The organism is Streptomyces sp. TS71-3 (genome assembly GCF_018327685.1).
In the GTDB taxonomy this organism is placed as follows: Bacteria; Actinomycetota; Actinomycetes; order Streptomycetales; family Streptomycetaceae; genus Streptomyces.
The window spans coordinates 369,169-391,353 of the sequence record NZ_BNEL01000003.1; the positions used below are offsets into that span (position 1 = coordinate 369,169).

10 protein-coding genes are annotated in these 22,185 nt (G+C 72.6%); 7 read left to right on the plus strand and 3 right to left on the minus strand.

Going from position 1 to position 22,185, the window contains the following annotated elements; all coding sequences use genetic code 11:
* Positions 1-534: 534 nt before the first annotated feature.
* From Sm713_RS26095 to Sm713_RS26120, 6 genes are all read left to right on the plus strand, one after another.
* On the plus strand, positions 535-1,392 hold the full coding sequence (locus tag Sm713_RS26095) for a helix-turn-helix transcriptional regulator (protein ID WP_212912521.1): 858 nt from the start codon (positions 535-537) through the stop codon (positions 1,390-1,392).
* A 304-nt stretch (positions 1,393-1,696) separates the two neighbouring features.
* Positions 1,697-1,906: a DUF397 domain-containing protein gene (locus tag Sm713_RS26100; RefSeq protein WP_212912522.1), complete on the plus strand. Its 210-nt coding sequence runs from the start codon at positions 1,697-1,699 to the stop codon at positions 1,904-1,906.
* 481 nt (positions 1,907-2,387) lie between these two features.
* Positions 2,388-3,920 carry a sodium:solute symporter family protein gene (locus Sm713_RS26105; protein WP_212912523.1) on the plus strand — a complete coding sequence of 511 codons (1,533 nt, stop codon included), beginning with the start codon at positions 2,388-2,390 and terminating at the stop codon, positions 3,918-3,920.
* Positions 3,921-4,611: 691 nt separating this feature from the next.
* Positions 4,612-6,972: a Tat pathway signal sequence domain protein gene (locus Sm713_RS26110; RefSeq protein WP_212912524.1), complete on the plus strand. Its 2,361-nt coding sequence runs from the start codon at positions 4,612-4,614 to the stop codon at positions 6,970-6,972.
* 388 nt (positions 6,973-7,360) lie between these two features.
* A complete protein-coding gene (locus Sm713_RS26115) occupies positions 7,361-10,009 on the plus strand; it encodes a fibronectin type III domain-containing protein (protein WP_212912525.1) in 2,649 nt (882 codons plus the stop codon).
* Between the two features lie 318 nt (positions 10,010-10,327).
* Positions 10,328-11,068 (plus strand): SDR family oxidoreductase, encoded by a 741-nt coding sequence (locus Sm713_RS26120; protein WP_212912526.1) that lies wholly within the window; start codon positions 10,328-10,330, stop codon positions 11,066-11,068.
* 93 nt (positions 11,069-11,161) lie between these two features.
* On the opposite strand, the gene Sm713_RS26125 is transcribed toward Sm713_RS26120, so the two are convergent.
* From Sm713_RS26125 to Sm713_RS26135, 3 genes are all read right to left on the minus strand, one after another.
* The gene (locus tag Sm713_RS26125) at positions 11,162-12,274 is read right to left on the minus strand and encodes an ADP-ribosylglycohydrolase family protein (RefSeq protein WP_212912527.1); all 1,113 of its coding nucleotides are present in this window, start codon (positions 12,272-12,274) and stop codon (positions 11,162-11,164) included.
* 213 nt (positions 12,275-12,487) lie between these two features.
* A complete protein-coding gene (locus Sm713_RS26130) occupies positions 12,488-15,820 on the minus strand; it encodes a tetratricopeptide repeat protein (RefSeq protein WP_212912528.1) in 3,333 nt (1,110 codons plus the stop codon).
* A 344-nt stretch (positions 15,821-16,164) separates the two neighbouring features.
* On the minus strand, positions 16,165-18,771 hold the full coding sequence (locus Sm713_RS26135; RefSeq protein WP_212912529.1) for a bifunctional FO biosynthesis protein CofGH: 2,607 nt from the start codon (positions 18,769-18,771) through the stop codon (positions 16,165-16,167).
* A gap of 602 nt (positions 18,772-19,373) precedes the next feature.
* On the opposite strand from Sm713_RS26135, the gene Sm713_RS26140 reads away from it, so the two are divergent.
* Complete coding sequence (locus tag Sm713_RS26140; protein ID WP_212912530.1) at positions 19,374-20,930, plus strand: CehA/McbA family metallohydrolase; 1,557 nt, start codon at positions 19,374-19,376, stop codon at positions 20,928-20,930.
* Positions 20,931-22,185 lie beyond the last annotated feature (1,255 nt).

Here is a 22,185-nt window from a genome sequence, read left to right on the forward strand (position 1 = left end):
CGGGGCGGCCCCCGACGGACCGCGCACGACAGAAGTACCGCCTGACAACGATGTACCGGAACCACCGATCCAGCAGAGGCACGCGGCACGGACTCAGGAACCGCGCTGCGGCGGCCGAGCCGCAGTCCCAGGACCCGGCCCGGGAGCCGCTGGGCCGCGCGGAGCGCCGGCCGCCGGACGTCACGGACGACGACTCCGGCCCGGCGCCCCGCGCGGCCCCATGTGCGGCGACGGCAGGCCGGACGGGCGGGCGGACGCCGGCCGAGGCGGACCCGGGCCCGGCGACAGCGGCCCAGGCCCCGGCCCCGGCCCCGGCCCCGGCCCCGGCCCCGGCACACGGTTGCGCGCGGGGGCGTTCGGGCGACAAACTGTCCGTCAAGCCCTGGGTGCGCGCCGTATATTTACGGCATATCTGCCGCATATCTCTTGCATATCCGCCGTTTCCCAGCGGTGGCGAGCCTCTTGGTGGCAATCTGCTCAACAGCAGATACGCAAAGTGCTGGCCCGGGGGCCGAAAGCCGGAGGTGCACGTCCGTGGCGTCCAATGTCAATCCCACCGTAAGACGACGCCGTCTCGGCCAGGAGCTGCGCAGACTGCGTGAGCTGAAGGGCATGACCGCCGAGGAGGTCGCCGAGCGGCTGCTGGTCTCGCAGTCGAAGATCAGCCGGCTGGAGAACGGCCGCCGCAGCATCAGCCAGCGCGACGTCCGCGACCTGTGCGGGGTCTACGACGTCGAGGACCAGCGCGTGGTCGAATCGCTGATGCAGATGGCCAAGGACTCCCGCCAGCAGGGCTGGTGGCACTCCTTCGGCGACATCCCGTACAGCGTCTACATCGGCCTGGAGACCGACGCCGCGTCGCTGCGCGTCTACGATCCGCAGGTCGTTCCGGGCCTGTTGCAGACCAGGAACTACGCCGAGGCGCTGATCAGGGGCGCGCTGCCCGAGACGCCGGCGGCCGACGTCGACAAGCGGGTGCAGGTCCGCATGCGCCGCCAGGACCGGGTCTACGCGTCGGAGACCCCGCTGCGGCTGTGGACGGTGATGGACGAGGCGGCGCTGCGCCGGGTCGTCGGCGGTCCGGGCCTGATGCGCGATCAGCTCGACCACCTCGTCGAGCAGTCCCAGCTCCCGCATGTGACCGTGCAGGTCATCCCGTTCGAGATGGGGGCGCATCCGGGAATCAACGGCCAGTACGCGATTCTGGAATTCCCGGACGCCAGCGATTCCAGCGTGGTCTATATCGAGGGTGTCACCAGCGACCTCTATCTGGAGAAGTCGGGTGACGTCCAGAAATACAGCGTGATGTACGAACACCTGCGGGCCCAGGCCCTGAACGTGGAACAGTCGCGCGATTTCATTTCGAAGATCGCCAAGGACTACGCACGTTGATGCCGGTTCAGGGACACCGATGACGCGCTGAAGGCACACCGATGAGGAACTACGCCTTCCGGAAATGCCGTGGTGATGGAGAAAGCCGGAAGGCCGCGTTCACTTCGCTGGAAGGTGCCGCACGGTACACCTGTATTGGTGGCGGCGGAAGCAGCGTTGGAATATGCCATCCGGTCGAGTGAACGCCTCGTTCAGCGCCCAAGCGGGACGAGTAGCGTCGATCACCGTCGACGCCCCGGCGCCGACGGGGCGCCGCCGAGCGCGGCGTGCCAGTTCCATCACGACTGGTTGAACCGGAGCAATCATGGCAATCAAGCAGGGCGCTACGTCCACGTGGACCAAGTCCTCGTATTCCACGGGGAACGGCGCATGCGTCGAGGTCAAGTCGCCGGTTTCGCACGCGATCGCGGTGCGGGACTCCAAGGTGCCGGAAGGGCGTGCGCTCGCGTTCGCGCCGCTGTCCTGGACCGCCTTCGTATCTGAAGTGACCCGGGGCGCCTTCCACCTCGGCTGAACACCGCGGGCGGGCAGGCCCCGTCCGTGCACCACGCCATGAGCCCTCTCGACTGGTTCGCCGTCCCGGCCGAGGGGGCTCGGCCATGTCCCCATACGTGCACACACCACCCCCCGGGTGTGCACGCCCGCCCGCACCACCGGCCGCCCGGGACCCGCATCCCTGGGCGGCCGTCTCGTTGGCGGGCAACTCTTGGGTATGTCTGACGAAGTGCTCGCTCATGGTGGATTCGCCGGAGCGGCCACGACAACCGGCGAATGGGTCAAGAGACGGTAAAATCGTTCTGCTTTCTGACCTCCGTTCATATCCGTGACCTCTACAGGTCTTGACCAGGGCCCGGATCCGACGGTTCAATCCCCGAAGTCCCCTCCCGCAACGGTTGTCCGACCTGGGGGCCCGGCCCACGCCCCGCACCGTGGGGAGTGCTGGCGAAGAGCGCACCGGTACGTGGAAGTTCACAAGGCGGACCCCAGGAGGGGGCATGAACGGATTCGACTGGGCGGTGCTCATCGCCTACTTCGGCGTGATGGCGGCCATCGGCTGGTGGTCGCACAAGCGCGTCAGCGACGTCAGCGACTTCTTCACCGCGGGCGGCAGGATGCCCTGGTGGATGTCCGGAATCTCGCACCACATGTCCGGCTACAGCGCCGTCATGTTCACGGGATACGCGGGCATCGCCTACCAGTACGGCTTCACCTCCTTCGCCACGTGGTCGTTCCCGATCGCCGTCGGCGTCGCGATCGGCATCAAGACGTTCGCGCCGCGGCTCAACCGGCTGCGCTCCCGGCTCGGGGTCGCCTCGCCGCTGGAGTTCCTGAAGGACCGTTACAACGTGTCGACCCAGCAGGCGCTCGCGATATCCGGCGGCCTGCTGAAGATCGTCGACGTGGGCGCCAAGTGGGCCGCCATCGCGACGCTGCTCTCCGTCTTCACCGGGCTCACCCTCAACCAGGGCATCCTGATCACCGGCGTGGTCACCGCGATCTACTGCACGATCGGCGGGCTGTGGGCCGACGCGCTCACGGAGATGGGGCAGTTCATCATCCAGTTCATCGCCGGCATCACGATGCTGGTGGCCGTCATGTCCGAGCTGGGCGGCTTCTCCAGCCTCTGGACCATCTGGGACAAGCTGCCCGCCAGCCACTCGCACCCCACCACGGGCCCCTACACCGTGACGTTCTTCCTCGCGTTCGTCTTCATCAAGACGTTCGAGTACAACGGCGGCATGTGGAACCAGGCCCAGCGGTACATGGCCACCCGCAGCGCGGCCGCCGCCTCGCGGTCCGCGGCGCTGTCGGCGGCGCTGTGGCTGGTGTGGCCGGCGGTGCTGTTCTTCCCGATGTGGGCCTCGCCGCTGCTCGTCCACGCGAAGAAGCCGGACGCGTCCGACTCGTACGCGCTGCTCACCGAGCGCCTGCTGCCGCACGGGCTGCTCGGCCTGGTCGTCGTCGGGTTCTTCTCGCACACCATGGCCATGTGCTCGTCCGACGCCAACGCCATCTCGGCCGTCTTCACCCGGGACATCCTCCCGGCGTTCAACGAGCGTGCCCGCAACTGGACCCACCGGGTCGGGCTGATCACCGCACGGTGGACCACGATCGCGTTCCTGGCGCTGTCCATGGCGGTCGCCACGCAGGTGTCCTCGCCGACGTTCGGCAGCATCATCGGCGTGGTGATCAAGTGGGTGGCCGGTCTGATGGGGCCGATCGCCATCCCGTTCATGCTCGGCATGCTGAGGCCCTGGCGGCGGTCCGGGCCGACGGCCGCGCTGGTGTCCTGGGCGCTCGGCCTGTTCGCGTTCTGGCTGACCAACTACGGGCTCGACGGGCTGAGCACGCAGATCCAGACGGCCACGCCGGTGGCTACGTCGCTGGTGCTGTACACGGTGATCGGGTGGATCAAGCCGGAGGTGACGGTCGAGCGGGATGCGATTCTCGACCGGATCAATACGGACGGGCCCGATGTCGGGGGGCCCGGGGTTGCGGCGGCGGCTCCGGCTGGGGTTTCCGACTAGGGGTTTTGACTGAGGCGGGGCCTCGTCGCTCCACTTTCCCGCCCGCCCGCCCTTTTCCGGGGCGGGCGGGCTTCTTCGTTCGCCCTGCCCCCGGGGCCCCTGGGTCTGGGGGGCCGTGGTGGTTGGGTGCGGGTGCGTCGTGGTTTTCTGCGCAGTTCCCCGCGCCCCTGGCCAGGTGGCCTTGCCTGCCATGACCATCTGCGGGCATCGTCGTGGTTTTTTGCGCAGTTCCCCGCGCCCCTAGCCAAGTACCCCTGAGCGCCCCGGTTCTCTGCGGCTGCCGTCCTGGTCGTTCGCGCAGTCCCCCGCACCCCTATCCAAGTACCCCTGAGCGCCCCGGTTCTCTGCGGCTGCCGTCCTGGTCGTTCGCGCAGTCCCCCGCACCCCTATCCAAGTACCCCTGAGCGCCCCGGTTCTCTGCGGCTGCCGTCCTGGTCGTTCGCGCAGTCCCCCGCGCCCCTATCCACGTGCCCCTGGGTGTCGTGGCTCTCTGCGGGGATTGTCATGGTTGGGCAGCGTTCTCGTTGTTCGCGCAGGTGGGTGATGCTTCTAGTGGTCCGATGACTTGGTTGCCGGATCACGGGTTGCGCTACTCATTGACTTGCCCTACGGCCGGGTCTAGCGTCCCCGGGGGTTATACATCGGATCTATATTCAGATACGCGAACGAACCTCAGGGGGCGTGAGGCGCCATGGAGAGCAGACGAGATGTGTCGCGGCGTGCGGTTCTGGGCACCGCGGTGGCCGGTGCTGCCGTGGGGGCGTCGGCCGTTGGGACGGTGTCGGCCGCGGCGGCGACCGGGGGCGGGGGCGCGGCCGGGGGCGGTGGGGCGGGCTGGGCGCCGGAGGTGCGGACCGGGGGTGATCGGACCTGGGCGAGCATCCTCGCCGACTCGGACCTGGTGTGGCAGAAGCTTCCGGCCACCTGGGAGGAGGGGCCGTTCCTCGGCAACGGGTTCCTCGGCTCCGGCATCTACGCCGAACCCGGCGCGAACGCCGTCCGGTTCAACGTCCAGCACAGCGAGGTCCAGGACCACCGGCCCGAGTTCGGCTCCATCTTCGGTCTCGCGCGGCTGCCCATCGGCTACTTCACGCTGGAGCCCGTCGGCACCATCACCGCCGTCGACTGGCGCCTCGACCTGTGGAACAGCGAGCTCACCGGCACCATCACCACCGACGCCGGCACCCTGCGGCTGCGCGTCCTCATCCACGCCACCCGCCAGGTGCTCGCCGTCGAGACCACCCCCAGCGACGGCGAGCGCGACCACCGCTGGGTCTTCCACCCCGCGGACGCCATCAGCCCGCGCGCCGCGTTCAAGCCGCTGCCCGAGGGCTACACGGGCAACCCGCCCGCCACCGTCGGCGAGGAAGGCGGCACGAGCACGTCGGTGCAGTCGCTGCTGAGCGGCGGTCAGCACGTCACCGCCTGGCGCGAGGTGACCCGCGGCCACGCGCGCACCCTGTACGCCACCGTCGCGCACTCCTTCCCCGGCACCGGCGCCACCGCCGCGGCCCGCGCCTCGGTCCGCGCGTCGGCGCTGCTGCCGCTGACCGCCCTCGCCGCCGGCCACCGCTCCTGGTGGCACGCCTACTACCGGAAGAGCTTCCTCTCCATCCCCGACGCCCGGCTCCAGAGCTTCTACTGGATCCAGCTCTACAAGGTCGCCTCCGCGGCCCGCCGCGACGCCCCGGTGATGGCCACCACCGGCCCCTGGCTGGAACCCACCCCCTGGCCCGCGTCCTGGTGGAACCTCAACGTCCAGTTGGAGTACTGGCTCATCCACGGCTCCAACCACCTCGAACTCGACGCCGTCACCCGCTCGCTCAGCGAGTTCCGGGACAACATCAAGGCCCAGACCGCACCGGCCTACCGCTCCGACTCCCTCGTCATCGCCCGCTCGAACGACATCACCCTCAGCCACGGCACGGACGCGGGGCCCGGCGGCACCGGCGGCGGCATCCCCGGCCAGGACCCGCCCACGCCCGAGGTCGGCAACCTGACGTGGGCGCTGCACAACGTCTGGCTGTCCTACCGGCACACCATGGACGAGTCGATCCTGCGCGACGTCGTCTTCCCGCTGCTGCGCCAGGCGATCAACTACTACCTGCACTTCCTCGCGCCGGGCAGCGACGGCAAGCTGCACCTGCCGAAGACGTTCTCGCCGGAGTACGGCGTCGACACCCCCGACACCAACTACGACCTGGCGCTGATCCGGTGGGGCTGCACCACGCTGCTGGACTCCGCACGGACCCTCGGCATCGACGACCCGCTCGCGCCGCGCTGGCAGGACGTGCTGGCGCGGCTCGTGCCGGCACCGACCGACGAGAACGGGTTCATGATCGGCGCGGGGCAGCCGTTCGCGATGTCCCACCGGCACTACTCGCACATGCTCTCCGTCTACCCGTTGTACCTGGTCAACTGGGAGCAGCCGGAGAACCGCGACCTGATCAGCACCTCGCTGGAGCACTGGATCAGCTTCACCGGCGCCCTCCAGGGCTACAGCTACACCGGTGCGGCCTCCTTCTCGGCGCAGATGCTCGACGGCGACCGTGCCGCCGGCTACCTCTCCGACCTGCTGCGGCTGTACGTCCAGCCGAACACCCTCTACAAGGAGTCGGGTCCGGTCATCGAGACGCCGCTGTCGGCGTCCCAGTCGCTGCACGACATGGTCTGCCAGAGCTGGGGCGGGGTCATCCGGGTCTTCCCGGCGGTGCCCGCCGGCTGGCGGGACGTGACCGTGCACGACTTCCGCACGCAGGGCGCGTTCCTGCTGAGCGCGGCGCGCGAGGGGGGTGCCACGCGGTGGGTGCGGTTGTTCAGCGAGGCCGGGGCCCCTTGCGTGGTGCGGACGGATATCGACGGGCCCGTCGAGGTGCGGGACGGGCGGGGGCGTGAGCTGGACTTCGAGGACCTCGGTGGGGGGACGTTGCGGGTGGGGGTGCGGCGGGGGGAGGAAGCGTGGGTGTTTCCGCGCGGCACGCGGCCCTCGGGGGTGGTGCGGGGGGTTGCGCCGAATGCTTCGGCTCCGCGGTGGGGCCTTCCGGCCCAGTGAGCCCCGGGGTGCTTGCCGGTGAGGTCGCGCCCCGAAAGGGGCGCGGGGAACGGCGCGACCAGCCACGACGCGCCCGCGGAGGGCCACTGGCCCAGCCCCTTGCGGTCTCGTTGTCGACCACCGGCCGGTGGCACGTCTCGCGCAGTTCCCGGCGCCCCTGATCAGGCCCTGCCCCCTGCGGTCTCGTTGTCAGCCACCGGCCCGTGGGGGCTGGTCGCGCAGTTCCCCGCGCCCCTGATCAGGCCCTGCCCCTTGCTGTCTCGTCTCCACCAACTGCCGGTGGGGCTTCTCGCGCCCACGCGGCGGAGCCGCATACCGACACAGCCGCGCGCCCCTCTCGGGGCGCCCCGTACCCCGTACATCCACACCAACCGGGAGGACGACGAACGTGCGTAGGAAATCGGTTCTGCCCGCCCTCGCGGCGGCCCTCGCGTTGGCGGGCGGTGCGTTGGCCGCCGGAACAGCCGCATCCACCGCGTCCGCCGCATCCGGGTCCGCGGGCGCCGCGGACGTCTACGTCGCGCCGAGCGGCGACGACCACGCCAAGGGCGACGCCCACCACCCCCTCCGTACCCTCCAGCGTGCCCAGCAGCTGGTCCGGGAGCGGAACGAGGATCTGCGCCGGGATCTGACGGTGCATCTGGCCTCGGGTACCTACCGGGAGTCCGAGCCGCTCGCGCTCGACGCCCGGGACTCCGGGTCGAACGGCCACCGCGTGGTCTGGCAGGGCACCGCCGGCACCGTCATCAGCGGCGGCAAGCAGGTCACCGGCTGGCGCGAGGTGCCGGGGCACAAGGGGACGTGGTCCGCGCCGGCGCCGCGCGGCCTCGACGACACCCGGCAGCTCTACGTCGACGGGGCGCGCGCCGTGCGTGCGGCGGGCGAGGTGCCGGTGACCCTCACCAAGACCGACTCCGGCTACACCGCGTCCAGTGACACCCTCGCGTCCTGGCCGGACAACAAGGGCGCCGAGTTCGTGTACACCAGCGGCGAGGCGCTCTGGAACTTCCAGCGGGACGGCCTCGGCCAGTGGACCCAGCCGCGCTGCGACGTCGCCGCCGCCTCGGGCACCACCGTGACGATGGTCCAGCCCTGCTGGGACAACTCGAACAAGCGGGTGGAGTTCCCGGACATCCCCGGCCGCACCGTCAGCATGGTCGGCCCGGGGGCGCTCACCAACAGCGCGCACGTCACGTACATGGAGAACGCGCGCGAACTCCTCGACACCCCCGGCGAGTGGTATCTCGACCGCGCCTCGGACACCGTCTACTACATGCCGCGCAAGGGCGAGGACCTGCGGCACGCGGACGTGGAGGCGCCGGCGCTCCAGAAGCTGGTCGACGGGCGCGGGACCGCCGACGCCCCGCTGCACGACATCGCCTTCCGCGGGGTGCAGTTCTCGTACGCCACCTGGCTGGAGCCGTCCTCGCCGGAGGGCTTCTCCGAGATCCAGGCCGGCTACACCATCTCCGGGCCGACCGGCTGGGCCGACGAGGGGCTGTGCGGGTTCACCGAGGGCGGGAAGTGCCCGTTCGGCGACTGGACCAAGGAGCCCGGGAACGTCGCGGTCGCGTACGGGCACGACATCGACTTCAGCGGCGACGCCTTCGTGCACCTCGGCGCCGCGGGCCTCGAACTGGGCGACGGCACGCAGAACGCCACCGTGCGCGGCAGCGTCTTCACCGACATCTCCGGCAACGGCATGGAGATCGGCGGCGTCGACAAGCCCCTCGCGGAAGGCGCCGACGTCACCCACCACGTCACGGTGACCGACAACCACCTCTACGCGCTGCCCCGGGAGTACGCGGGCGGGGTGGGCATCGTCAACGGCTACACCCAGCACAACCTGATCTCCCACAACCAGATCGACCACGTCGGCTACTCGGCGATCTCCATGGGCTGGGGCGGCTGGCCGGACAAGATCGGCTCGCCGGCGACGCCCAACAACAGCCATGACAACACCGTCAGCGACAACCTGATCACCGACTACATGCAGGGCCTCGACGACGGCGGCGGCATCTACACGCAAGGGCTCACCGGCACGTCGATGGCCGACGGCGAGAAGGTCACCGGCAACGTCATCCACGGGCAGTTCGGCCTCGGCAAGAACGTCTACACCGACAACGGCTGCACCTACGAGACCGTCTCCGGCAACGTCCTGTACGACGCGTCCTACGCCAACGTCTTCAGCACCCACGTCGACTACCGCGACGACCTCGGCAACAACGACCCGACGCTGATCTCGGGCAACTGGTGGGAGCAGGGCGACCGGGACGGCGACAACAAGGGGGTCGTGACCAAGGGCAACCACATCATCACGTCCCCGTCGGACGCGCCGAAGGACGTGGTGGCGGGCGCCGGGCTCGAACCGGCCTACCGGGGGCTCCTCGGGAAGCGGTTCGGGGCGCCCACGGCTCCGGTGGCGCCCACCCGGGTCGCCACGGCCACCGGGCCCTCCGGGACGATGCTCGTCACCTTCAACCCGTCCTTCGTGGACGGGGGCGCGCCGGTGACGGCGTACCAGGCGACGGCGTTCGACCCGGCCGGGCACGCGGCGAGCACCGCGCGGGTCTCCGCGGCCGGCTTCAAGACGTCCGCACTGGTCCGGCTGACGGGGCTCACCGACGGGGTGCAGTACAGGGTCGTGGTGACGGCCCTCAACTCAGTCGGGACAGGCGCGGCGTCGCTGCCCTCGGCCCCGCTCGCGCCCCGCGCGTCGACCGCCCTGCCCGCGGCGCCGACCGGCGTGAAGCTGAAGGCCCAGGCGACGGCGGCGACGGTGGCGTGGACGCCGCCCACGGCCGTCGGCGACTCCCCGGTGATCGGGTACCGGATCACGCTCACAGGGCCGCCCGGCGACCGGGTCATCGACGTCACCGGGCGTGACACCCTGGTCGGCCAGCCCACGGCGAAGGGGATGTTCCGGGTGGTCGGCGGGCTGCGGCCCGGCACGGCGTACTCGGTCGCCGTCGCCGCGGTCACCGGCGCGGGCACCGGCCCTTCGGCCACCGGATCGGGTACGACTCCGGCGGCCTGACGCCGGGGGCCGCGCCTTCAGGTCGGCGCGGCCCCGCACCCGGCGCCACACATCCCGTGCCACCTGATCGAGCGCGGGCCCACTCCGGGCCCGCGCTCCGTCATGTGCCGGCGCCGGCTCGGCGGCACGCCGGCGTGGCACGGTCCGGGACGGGTCTCGGGCTCGGGTCCAGGCCCGGACCCGGGCTCGGGTCCAGGTCCACGTCCACGTCCACGTCCACGTCCGTGTCCCGAGCACCGACAGGCGAACCGCGCCAATCAGTCATAAAATCCATAGGGGCCATATGGCACGCGCCACAGACAGGAGGCGGGCGGTCTCATGCGCATCGCAGTCATCGGCGGAACCGGGCTCATCGGCTCGCAGGTCGTGCGGAACCTGAACGCGGCCGGGCAGGAGGCGGTACCCCACTCGCTGTCCACCGGGGTCGACGTCCTCACCGGCGAGGGTGTGGACGCGGCGCTGGAGGGCGCCGACGTGCTCGTCAACCTGACCAACTCCCCGACCTTCGACGACGCCTCCCCGGCGTTCTTCCAGACGTCGATGGACACGCTCCTGGCCGCGGCCCGGCGGGCGGGCACGGGGCACTTCGTCATCCTGTCCATCGTCCACGTCGACCAGGTGCCCGAGCTGGACTACTACCGTGCCAAGACGCTCCAGGAGGAGATCCTCAAGGCCGGCCACATCCCGTACTCGATCGTCCGCGCCACGCAGTTCATGGAGTTCATGGACTCCGTCATGTCGTGGACCACCGACGGCGGCACCGTCCGCCTGCCCCGCACCCCCGTCCAGCCGATCGCGGCGGCCGACGTGGCCGCGGCCGTGTCCGACGTCGCCGCCGGCCCCCCGCTGAACGGCACGCTCGACGTCATCGGCCCCGACACGTACCCGCTGGACGAACTGGGCCGGATCACCCTGACGGCCAAGGGCGACGAGCGCTCGGTGACCACCGACGACAGCGCCGGGATGTTCGGCGCCGTGCAGGGCGACGTCCTCATCACCGGCGACGGCGCACGCGTCGCGCCCACGCACTACAGGGACTGGCTGACGCGGACCGGCTGACCTGGACTGGCTGACGCGGACCGGCTGACCTGGACTGGCTGACGCGGGCCTGAGGCAGGGAGACGACAGGCGCGCCCCCCGGGCTCGGTACGGCTAGCGGGGGTACCGGGCCAGCCACGCGGTGGACGCGAGGGCCGGGCCGTGCAGGGCGGGGCCCTGGGTCATCTCCATGGCGAAGTCGTCGGCGAGTTCGAGGAGGACCGCGCGGCCCTCCAGCTCGGCCACCCACGCGGGCGGCAGCGCCGTCTCCCCGTGCAGCGCCCCGAGCAGCGCGCCCGCCAGCGCCCCGCACGCCGCGGAGTCCGAGCCGTGGTTGACCGCGAGGCGCAGCCCGTGCCGGATGTCCTCGCCGACCAGGGCGCAGTACACGGCCGCCGCGAGCAGGCCCTCCGCCGAGCCCTCCGCGGCCAGCTCCTCCACCCGGCCGGGCGTCGGCATGCCCTGGCGCACCGCACCGAGGGCGCGTTGCAGCGCGTTCGTCACGTCCTCGTGCCCGGGGCGCGCGGCCAGCAGCGCCAGCGTCCGCTGCACGGCGCCGTCCAGGCCCTCGCCGCGCGCCAGCGCATGGACGATCACCGCCTGCGCGCCGGCGGTCAGGTACGCGACCGGGTGGCCGTGCGTCTGGGCGGCGCACTCGACCGAGAGCTGCACCACGAGCTGCGGCTCCCAGCCCACCAGCAGTCCGAACGGTGCCCCGCGCACGGCGGCCTCCGCGCCCCGCTCGCCGGGGTTCCGCGGCACGTCCAGGGTGCCCATCGTCTCGTCGCCGAGGCCGAGCAGGCAGGCCCCGGGCGGGTTCCTGCGCACGTACAGCCACTCCTCGCGGGCCAGCCAGCCGTCTTCCTTGCGGCGCTCGTCCGGGCCCCACTCGTGCTGGGTGGCGAGCCAGCGGCGGTAGGCGCGGTGCAGGTCGGTGGGCGGGTGCCAGGCTCCGGTGTCACGGCGCACCTGCGCCCGGATCAGGCCGTCCACCGTGAACATCGCGAGCTGCGTGCCCGCGGTGATCGCGCCGCGCCTGCCGTGGGCCGGGGCGAGGTCGGTGAGGCCCTCCGCGCCGTGCGCCGCGCGGATCTCCTCCAGGGTCAGCGACGCGACGGGCGCGCCGAGCGCGTCACCGACGGCGAGGCCGAGCAGCGTGCCCCGGACCCGGCTGCGGAAATCCTGCTGCTCAGCGCGGCCCCAGACAGCGCTCGCCCCAGGGTTCACCGAGCCTCCTTCTCACCGACCTCGCCCCGCCGACGCCCCGGCGCCCTGCGGCGCCCGGAATCCGTGCTCTGGAGGTCACCGGTGAGGGCGACCCTCGCTGCACTGTAATCGACCGGGGTGCGTCGGCTCATGGGGTTCGGCGGGTGTGGCGAAGCTGACAGGAATCCGGCTGTCGGGGCGGTTCCCGGTGATTCCCCTCGGGCTGCTCGGCGGTCAGTCCGGCGGGTCCTGCGCGTACCGCGCCTGGAAGGCGTCGCGGGCCCCGGCGACGTGGATCAGGCGCGGGAGGAGGCGGGGGCGGTCGGCGCCGGGGGAACGGAGGAGGGAGGCCAGGCCGTGGGTGATGCCGTCGAGCTGGTACCAGTCGAGGACGAAGTCGTCGAAAGCTGCCAGGCCCAGGCAGCGGTCCGCGCGAGCCCAGTCGCCGAGGGCGTAGCTCGCCACCGCCTCCGTCCACGTCCCGCGGAAGTCGTCGGCGTCCACCCCGGCCATCGCCTGCACCCGTCTCCAGAGCACCGCCGCCGGGGCCGGGCCCTCCGATTCCGCCACGGCCCGGGCGAGCAGATGCGCGCCGCCGAGGGGATCCGTGGCACATGCGCGCACCGCGAAGTGGCGTGCCGCCGCCCACCGGCCGGCGCGCCGGTGCGCCTCCGAGCGCAGCATGTCCGGCTCCGCGCCGCTGGGAGCGTGCGCCAGCCGTCGCAGCGCCTCGTCGCCGCGGCCCGCCGCCAGCAGCACACCCGCGGCGAGGACCGGTAGCCGGTCGTCCTCGGCACCCGAGAGCCGGTCCAGATCCGCCAGCGCGGGTGTGATCCTCCCCGTCTCCCAGCCGATGAGGACGCGTTCGACCAGGACCCCGCCGTTGCCGGGGTCCAGCTCCAGAGCCCTGTCCATGTCCCGCAGGGCCGACCGGAACTCCCCGAGGAAACGGAGCGTTCGGCCCCGGGCCTCCAGTGCTCGGACGTAGTCCGGGTCGGCCGTGAGTGCCCGGTCGAAGTCGGCGAGCGCCTCGCCGTACCGCCCCGCCCTGTGGTGCCCGAGTCCCCGTGTCCATAGGGGCGTCGGGCTTGCCGGTTCTGCCACCACGGCACGGTCGAGGTCGTCGAACGCGCCTTCCTCGTCGCCCAGCCGATCGCGGACCAGGGCCCTGCGTATCAGTGCGAAGACGTAGTGCGGGGACGCTTCAAGAGCGCTGCTGAGATCGGCGATCGCCTCCTCGTGGTGGCCGAGCTCCGCGTGGACGTCTCCACGGCCGGCAAGAGCCGAGACGTGGTCCGGATCGAGGGACAGGGCACGGTTCAGCTCGGTGAGGGCGTCCTCGTAGCGCTTCGCGTGGCGGTATGCGTCCGCTCGCTCCGAGGCGATCCATGCCGAGTCGGCGTCCAGCAGTGCCGCCCGGTCGAGATCCGCGAACGCGGCCTCCCACTCGCCCCGTCTTCCGTACGCTCGGCTCCGGCGGACCAGCGCCCACAGATACTCCCCGTCGAGGGCGAGTGCCTGGTCGAGGTCGGCCATCTCCTCGTCGGCACGGCCGAGCTTGCCCTGGCACACCCCTCGTGACGCATAGGCACGGGCGTCCGTCGGATCCAGGGCGATGGCGCGGCCGAAGTCCTCGACGGCCTCGCCGAAGGACCCGATGATGCGCATGATCTCGCCGCGCGACACGAAGTGGTCGGGGTCCTCGGGATCCAGGGCGCATGCCCGGTCGATGTCGTCCAGAGCGGCCTGGTCCGCGCCCCGCTGGAGGTGGAGGAAGCTCCGGCCCTCGTACGCGCTGACGAGTCCGGCGTCGAGTTCGATCGCGCGGTCGTACTCCGCGAGCGCCCTGTCGGGATCGTCCGCGGCGAACAGCTCCCACCCGCGTGCCGCGTGCGCCAGCGCCCTGCCGGCCGCTTCGAGGCCGGGCCGGGCGAGCAGCACGTCGAGCGCCGCGAGCACACCGCCTCCGGTGTCCGTGGCACCGGCCCTGCCGACGTCCTCGCCAGGCGCCAGGGCCGCGGTCAGCTCCTCACCCCACCGCCGCAGCGCACCGTCGTCCACGTCCTGGCCCGCGTCCGCGAGCATCCGCGCCCACAGCCGGCCCACCGGGGCACCCTGGCCACACGCCTCGACGGTGTCCTTGAGAGCCGCCGGCAGCTCGGTGACAGGCCGGGCACACAGCAGGTGGTACGTCTCCTCCAGCCGGTAGGCGCGCCACGGCTCGTGGGTCCACAGCCTGTGGACATCCACGCCCGCCGCCGCCTCGGCCCGCCACCGCCCGAACGCCTCGGCGAGCCGCGCGTGGCGCCCCGCGAACTCGCGCTGGGACCGCTGCCGCTGGAGCCGGAGCATCGGCTCCCGCACGACGTCGTGGTACCGGACCCGGCTGCCGCGCTCGCTCACGAACGGCAGGCGGCACAGCCACGCGTAGAGCCCGGCCGCCGCCTCGTCGACGGCGGCGCGGAACACGTCCTCGTCGAGCCGGCGCGGCAGCGCGCACGCGAGGGCCGCGGACCTGCGCACCGGGTCGGGCTCCCACTTCAGGAAGCGTTCGACGGCGGTGGTGCTCGGGTCGCCGACGTCCTCGGCGCTGCCCGGGCGGCCCTCGGCGAGCATGGAGACCAGCAGCGGCAGGCGCCCGGAGAGCCGTAGCACCTCGTCGACCACCGTCTCGTCCGTGATGCCCTTGGCCGCGAGCAGCCCCCGCGCCTCCGCCTCGCTGAACGCCTCCAGCGGCAGGTCGGCCACGAAGTCGGCCCAGCCGCCCCAGCGGACCGCGTCGAACGGCCGCTGGCCCGCCAGCACCACGACCACGTGCGCGGGCAGCGCGCCGTACCGGTCCGTCGTCATCAGCTCGCGCAGCCAGCCGTCGAGGAACGGGCCCGTCCGCTCGTAGGTGTCGAAGAAGAGGACGATCCAGGGGGCGTCGGCCTCGGAGAGCTCGTCGACGAGGACGGGGGTGAGGGCGCGTTCGGGTGCCAGGACGAGCTGGACGTCGCCCTGGTCGTGGAAGCGGGCGCCGAGCGCTGCGCGCAGCCGGTCCGCGCTCTCGGCGACCTCGGCCGGGTCGAGCGCTCCGGCGAAGGCCCCGACCACCGGCACCAAGCCGAGGCCCGTCAGGCCCGCCCGTGCCACCGCCATGCTGCCCGCCGAGGGGCGCCCTCCCGGCGCGCCGTCCTCGGCGGCCTCCCGCAGGGACAGGGACTCGGCCTCCTGCCGCTTCTGCCGGTACGCGGCGAGCCGCTTCTCCAGCGCCTTCAGCGGCCGGCCCTGCCGGGCGAGGTCCGCGCCGACGGCGGCCAGCGCCTCGGGCACGCTGCCCACGGACTCGTCGAGGTAGGCGGTGAGGGCGCCCCGCTCGCGCGCGGCCTGCTCCATCTCCCGCACGAGGAACGTCTTGCCGACGCCCGCGGCACCGTGCACGTGGAAGAGGAAGCGGTGCCGGTCGTCCTCCGGGGGGAGGTCGAAGTTGCCCCGGAACGCGGCGAGTTCGTCCTGACGGCCGATGAACCCGGCACGCCGGCGGCGCCGGATGAGCTCGTGCATCGACGGCCCACGGCGCGTCATGTCCCCTCCCCACGCGGCCCTTTGCGGCTCGGGCCCGCAACCATCCTGCCTCAGCGCCGGGCAGGTGGGCGGGGGCCGTGCCCGATACGCAGCTCCGCTGCGGTGGGACGGCGCCCCGGCAGGGGCGCGGGGAACTGGGCGAGAAACCCCCACCGGCCGGTCGCCGACAACGAAACCGCAAGGGTCAGCGCCCCTTCAGGGGCGCGGGGAACTGCGCGAGAAGCCCCCACCGGCCGGTGGTCAAAAACCGACGCCGCGACAAGCTCGGCCCGGCGGCCCGCCGCAGGTGGATCGTGGTTGCTCGCGCAGTTCCCCGCGCCCCTTTTCCGGAACCGGGGTTGCCCTCAGTCCGTCAGGACCGGCAGCAGCTCGGGCAGGTGGCCGTCCGAATGGGTAGCCGCCCGCCGGCGTTCCTCGGGCACCTCCCCGTACAGCGTCGTCCTCGGCCGCGCCGGCCGCCCCGCCGCCTCCGCGATGGCGACCAGGTCGCGCACCGAGCGGTACGAGCCGTACTGGGAGCCCGCCATCCGGGAGATGGTCTCCTCCATCAGGGTGCCGCCCAGGTCGTTCGCGCCGGAGCGGAGCATCTCGGCCGCACCCTCGGTGCCCAGTTTGACCCAGCTCGTCTGGATGTTGGGGATGTAGGGGTGCAGGAGGAGGCGGGCCATGGCGGTGACGGCGCGGTTGTCGCGGAGGGTGGGGCCGGGGCGTGCGATGCCGGCGAGGTAGACGGGGGCGTTGGTGTGGATGAAGGGGAGCGTGACGAACTCGGTGAAGCCCTCCACGCCCTTCTCCAGCGCGCTGCGCTGCATGCCGGCCAGGGTGCGCAGGTGGCCGAGCCAGTGGCGGGGCTGGTCCACGTGCCCGTACATCATCGTGCTGGAGGTGCGCAGGCCGACCTCGTGGGCCGTGCCGATCACGTCGATCCAGGTGGCCGCCGGCAGCTTGCCCTTGGTGAGGATCCAGCGGACCTCGTCGTCGAGGATCTCGGCGGCCGTGCCGGGCAGCGAGCCGAGGCCGGCGTCGCGGGCGGCGGTGAGCCAGTCCCGTACGGACATGCCGGTGCGGGCGGCGCCGTTGACGACCTCCATCGGCGAGAACGCGTGCACGTGCATGCCGGGCACCCGCTCCTTCACCGCGCGCGCCAGGTCGAAGTAGGCGGTGCCGGGCAGGTCGGGGTGGATGCCGCCCTGCATGCAGACCTCGACCGCGCCGACGTCCCAGGCCTGCGCGGCGCGGTCGGCGACCTGCTCCAGGGAGAGCGTGTACGCGTCGGCGTCGGTGCGGCGCTGGGCGAAGGCGCAGAACCGGCAGCCGGTGTAGCAGACGTTGGTGAAGTTGATGTTCCTGGTGACGATGTAGGTGACGTCGTCGCCGACGACGGAGCGGCGCAGGTCGTCGGCGACCGTGCAGAGCGCGTCCAGCGCGGGCCCGTCGGCGTGCAGCAGGGCGAGGGCCTGCTCGTCGGTGAGCAGCGTGGGGTCGTCGGCGGCCTGCCGCAGCGCGGTGCGGACGTCGCCGTCGATGCGCTCGGGGGCCATCCCGGGCGCGGCAGCCTCGCGCAGCTCGGCCCAGTCGCCGTACACCTCGTCGAAGTCGTCGCGGCGGTCCGCGGTGCGGCCCTCGGTGTCAATGGTGCGGTGCAGGTCGGTGCGGCCGGCGGCGGTGAAGCCGTCCTCGGGCTCCTGCCAGGGCAGGCCGGCGGGGCGCGCGGACTCGTTCGCGAGGCCGGTCGCCGGGTCCGCGAGCGCGGTGACGTGCGGCAGCAGCCGGGGGTCGAGCCAGGGCTCGCCGCGGGTGATGAACTCGGGGTAGATCGTGAGGCGTTCGCGCAGCGTGAAGCCGGACTCGGCGGTGCGGGCGGCCAGCTCGTCGATCTGCGGCCAGGGGCGCTCGGGGTTCACGTGGTCGGGGGTGAGCGGCGAGACGCCGCCCCAGTCGTCGATGCCCGCGTCGATGAGCAGCGCGTACTCGCCGTCCACCAGGTTCGGCGGGGCCTGGATACGGGCGTCGGGGCCGAGGATGAGCCGGGCGACGGCCACGCACGCGGCCAGCTCCGCGAGCTCGGCGTCGGGCATGCCGCGCATGGCGGTGTCGGGCTTGGCGCGGAAGTTCTGCACGATGACTTCCTGCACGCCGTGGTAGGCGCGCTGCACGCGCCGGATCTCGAAGAGGGCGTCGGCGCGCTCCTCCACGCTCTCCCCGATGCCGATGAGGATGCCGGTGGTGAACGGCACATTGGAGCGCCCCGCGTCGTGCAGCACGCGCAGGCGCACGGCGGGCTCCTTGTCGGGGGAGCCGTGGTGCGGGCCGCCGGGCTCGGACCAGAGCCGGGTGGCGGTGGTCTCCAGCATCATGCCCATGGAGGGGGCGACGGGCTTCAGCCGCTGGAAGTCGGTCCAGCTCAGCACGCCGGGGTTGAGGTGCGGCAGCAGGCCGGTCTCCTCCAGCACCCGCACGGACATGGCGCGCACGTAGGCGAGGGTGTCGTCATAGCCGTGCGCGTCGAGCCACTCGCGGGCCTCCGGCCAGCGGTCCTCGGGCTTGTCGCCGAGGGTGAACAGCGCTTCCTTGCAGCCCATCTCCGCACCGCGGCGGGCGATGTCCAGGACCTCGTCCGGGGAGAGGAACATGCCGTGCCCGGCGCCGCGGAGCTTGCCGGGGACGGTGACGAACGTGCAGTAGTGGCAGCGGTCGCGGCAGAGGCGGGTGAGGGGGATGAAGACTTTCCTCGAGTACGTGAGCGTGCCGGGGCGCCCGGCCGCGGCGAGCCCGGCGTCCCGTACGCGGGCGGCGCTGGTGGTGAGTTCCCGCAGGTCCTCGCCACGGGCCTGGAGCAGGACGGCGGCCTCGGTGACGTCGAGCGCGACGCCGTTCCGCGCCCGCCTGAGCGCTCGGCGCATCGCTGTCGCGGTGGGTGCGGTGGGGGGCACAAGACGGTCATCGGTCATGAACCGAGCATACGATCGGCCTTCCGCCCTCTGTCGAACGGTCCGCGGCTTCCTGCGGAGGGCCGCGGCGTTTTTGCTCCGGTCACCCCGGCGCGCTCGCGCCTCCGGCGCCCCGGTGCCGCGGCACCCCGGCATCCCTGCTTCCCCGGTGCCCGGCGTGTTCGCGCCTGACGGCTTCGCGCCCAGCGGGTCTTCGGCCTGGCTCCCCCGCCGCGGTGGTTCAGCCTGTCGACCACCTGCGCGCACGACCCGATTGCTCGCGCCCACGCGGCGGAGCCGCATATCAACACAGCGCCGCGCCCCTATCGGGGCGCAGCCCCGCCTTCAAGGGGCGCGGGGAACCGCGCGACCAGCCACGACGAGACCGTCAGCTGCGCACCGACCCGCGGCCGCACCCCGCCAGGGGCGCGCAGCACGCGACAAGGGGCGCGGGGAACTGCGCAAAGAACCACCGGCGACCGTGAACAGGCGGGGCGGAGCGAGGGGCCGTGTGTGCGGCACGTGCCGCTCGCCTTCCCTTCCTCCCGAGTTAACGGCTCAATACGAGAGTCGACGACACCATCCACATCCACGCCGTACCGACCCTTATGGGGGGCACACACATGTGCGAGGACCACGCCAGACCCGACGAGACCACAGCACCCCGCACCGAAGGCACGCACCTCGGCCGGCGCGCCCTGTTCCTCTCGTCCGCCGCCGCCGCGATTACCTTGGGCACCGTGAACTTCGCGAGCGGCGCCGACGAGCAGCCCGGGGCGTCGGGGCAGAGCAAGACCGTCAGCGGCACCCTGCCGCCCGGCTCCCCCGACTTCGTGTACGTCCCCGTGGAGGTGCCGGCGGGCGTCCGCGAGCTGCACGTCGCGTACAGCTACGAGAAGCCGAGCGTGCCGGCCGGCACCCAGGGCAACGCCCTCGACATCGGCCTCTTCGACGAGCGCGGCACCGCCCTCGGCGGCAACGGCTTCCGCGGCTGGTCGGGCGGCGCCCGCACCGAGTTCTTCGTACGCCAGGACGACGCCACCCCCGGCTACCTGCCCGGCCCCGTGCGCCCCGGCACCTGGCACATCGCGCTGGGCCCCTACACCGTCGCCCCGGACGGGCTGCCGTACGAGATCACCATCACCCTCACCCGCGGCGCCCCCGATCCCGCGCCCAAGCCGGTGTACCCGCCGGAGCGCGCCAAGGGCCGCGGCCGTGCGTGGTACCGCGGCGACTGCCACCTGCACTCCTGGCACTCCGACGGCCGCCGCACGCCCGCCGAGATCGCGGCCCTCGCCCGCCAGGCCGGGCTGGACTTCATCAACACCTCGGACCACAACACCAGTTCCTCGCACCCGCACTGGGCGGACCAGGCGGGCGACGACCTGCTGATCCTGCTCGGCGAGGAGGTCACGACCCGCAACGGCCACGTCCTCGCGCTCAGCACCGACCCGGGCACTTTCGTCGACTGGCGCTACCGCGCCCGCGACAACCGCTTCGCCGCCTTCGCGCGCGAGATCCGGGGGAGCGGCGGCATCGTCGTGCCCGCCCACCCGCACGCCACCTGCATCGGCTGCAACTGGAAGTTCGGCCTGAACGAGGCGGACGCCGTCGAGGTGTGGAACGGCCCGTACACCGCCGACGACGAGGTCCAGCTCGCCGACTGGGACAACACCCTGGTCGCGGGCGCCCGCTCGGGACGCCGCGACTGGCTGCCCGCGATGGGCAACAGCGACGCGCACCGCGACCCCGACGTCGTGGGCCTGCCGCAGACCGTGGTGCTCGCCGACGACCTCACCCGGGGGGCCGTCCTCGACGGCATCCGGGCCGGCCGCAGCTACATCGCGGAGTCGTCGCAGGTGGAGGTGGCCTTCACGGCGTCCGGGAGCCGGGGCGAGCACGCCGGCATCGGCGAGCGGCTGGCCGTCGCCCCGGACGCGCCCGTCACCGTCCGCCTGGAGGTCAAGGGCGCGCCCGGCCGCACCACGCACATCGTCACGGACCAGGGCACCCTCTTCAGCGGGCCCGCCCTGCCCGACTCCGGCACGGCGACCGTGGAGTACCACACCACCGCCTCGTACGCGGCGTACGTCCGAGCGGAGGTTCGCCACCCGGCGACGACGGCCGGGCTGCCCGGCGCGTTCACGGCGCTCACGAACCCGATCTTCCTCGGCAAGTGAGGAGGAGGGGCCTGGCGAACGGTCGGCAGGCCCCTCCCAGGAGCACGTACCCCCACCGGGCCGCTGCCGCGTACGAGACGTGCCCCCTTCGCCCCCTCCGCGCAGGAACGCGTACCCCCACTCGGCCGCACCCGCCGACGAGACGTACCCCCTTCGCGTACGGGGCGCGAGCCCCCACCGGCCGTACTCGCCGACGAGACGTGCCCCCTTCGCGCCGTCCGCGTAGGAGACGCAAACCCCCACCGGCCGTTGGCCGCCGATGCGACGTGAGGGGACGTGGGGGGATGTCCGCCCGCAGTGTCCTGCGTCAGGCCCAGGGGAGCCTTCTGCTGGCGGAGGACGCGGGACCGAGGACGGATATCCGCCCGCGGCCCCGCCCCACGACGAAACGGATGGCGTACCACCGTCCAGGGAAGTGGCGCAGGTCGTGTCCGGACCATCGGCGGGTGGCCGGCTGGTCGCGCAGTTCCCCGCGCCCCTGAGGGAACCGGGGCGCCCCCCTGTAAGGGGCGCCCCACCAAGGGGCGCGGGGAACTGCGCGCGCAACCGCGACGAAAGCAGCACCCGCCAACTCACCGCACCCCAAGAACAAAAGGCGCCCTCAGCCAACCCAAGCCGCAAGCGCACCGCACCCCACCCACCCCCACCGCACCGCACCCCACCCCACCCCACCCCGGCTGAGCCCAGCCGCAGGCGTACCCCTTTCCAGCGAACCCCCCACCCCCCAACCGCCCTCGAACTCCCCTTTCCCGCAAGGGACTTACCCCACCGGAGTGGCCGACTCCCCGCTTGCGCCCGCCCCCGTACGCGTTAAGGTGATCGGCCCTGCCATGGCCCGCCCAGACCCCGCCCAGGCCCGCCCAGGCCCCGCCGAGCCCCGGGCGCCCCATGACCGCCGCACGGAAGGCCGTGACCCCACATGCCCGACAGCCAGCCACCGTTACCGCCGCCCGGCAGGCCGCACCGGCCGCACCGGACCCGCCGAGCGCGATCCGGAATGTACCCTCCGGTTGTATTCGGCCACCGCCGACCCACCGCCACACTCCCCCACGTATCCCGCAGATGCCCCGAAACCGGTACGCCGCAGCACCCCGTCCGGCCACCCGCGGCGCCCCGCCGCAAGAGCGGCGCCGCTACTCCCCGTCCCGAAGCCGCACTCTCCGCCGCACCCCGCCACCGGCACCCCGCCGCCCGCCCGCCGCCGCATCAGCCGCCCACCGGACACCCGCAGGACGCGCTGCCCCCTCCCCGCACA

Bases quoted from the DNA above. Each gene is read 5' to 3' on its own strand.
- Sm713_RS26110 (WP_212912524.1), top strand. From the start codon at position 4,612: ATGGAGAGCAGACGAGATGTGTCGCGGCGTGCGGTTCTGGGCACCGCG.
- Sm713_RS26140 (WP_212912530.1), top strand. From the start codon at position 19,374: ATGTGCGAGGACCACGCCAGACCCGACGAGACCACAGCACCCCGCACC.
- Sm713_RS26105 (WP_212912523.1), top strand. From the start codon at position 2,388: ATGAACGGATTCGACTGGGCGGTGCTCATCGCCTACTTCGGCGTGATG.
- Sm713_RS26120 (WP_212912526.1), top strand. From the start codon at position 10,328: ATGCGCATCGCAGTCATCGGCGGAACCGGGCTCATCGGCTCGCAGGTC.
- Sm713_RS26130 (WP_212912528.1), bottom strand. From the start codon at position 15,820: ATGACGCGCCGTGGGCCGTCGATGCACGAGCTCATCCGGCGCCGCCGG.
- Sm713_RS26135 (WP_212912529.1), bottom strand. From the start codon at position 18,771: ATGACCGATGACCGTCTTGTGCCCCCCACCGCACCCACCGCGACAGCG.
- Sm713_RS26100 (WP_212912522.1), top strand. From the start codon at position 1,697: ATGGCAATCAAGCAGGGCGCTACGTCCACGTGGACCAAGTCCTCGTAT.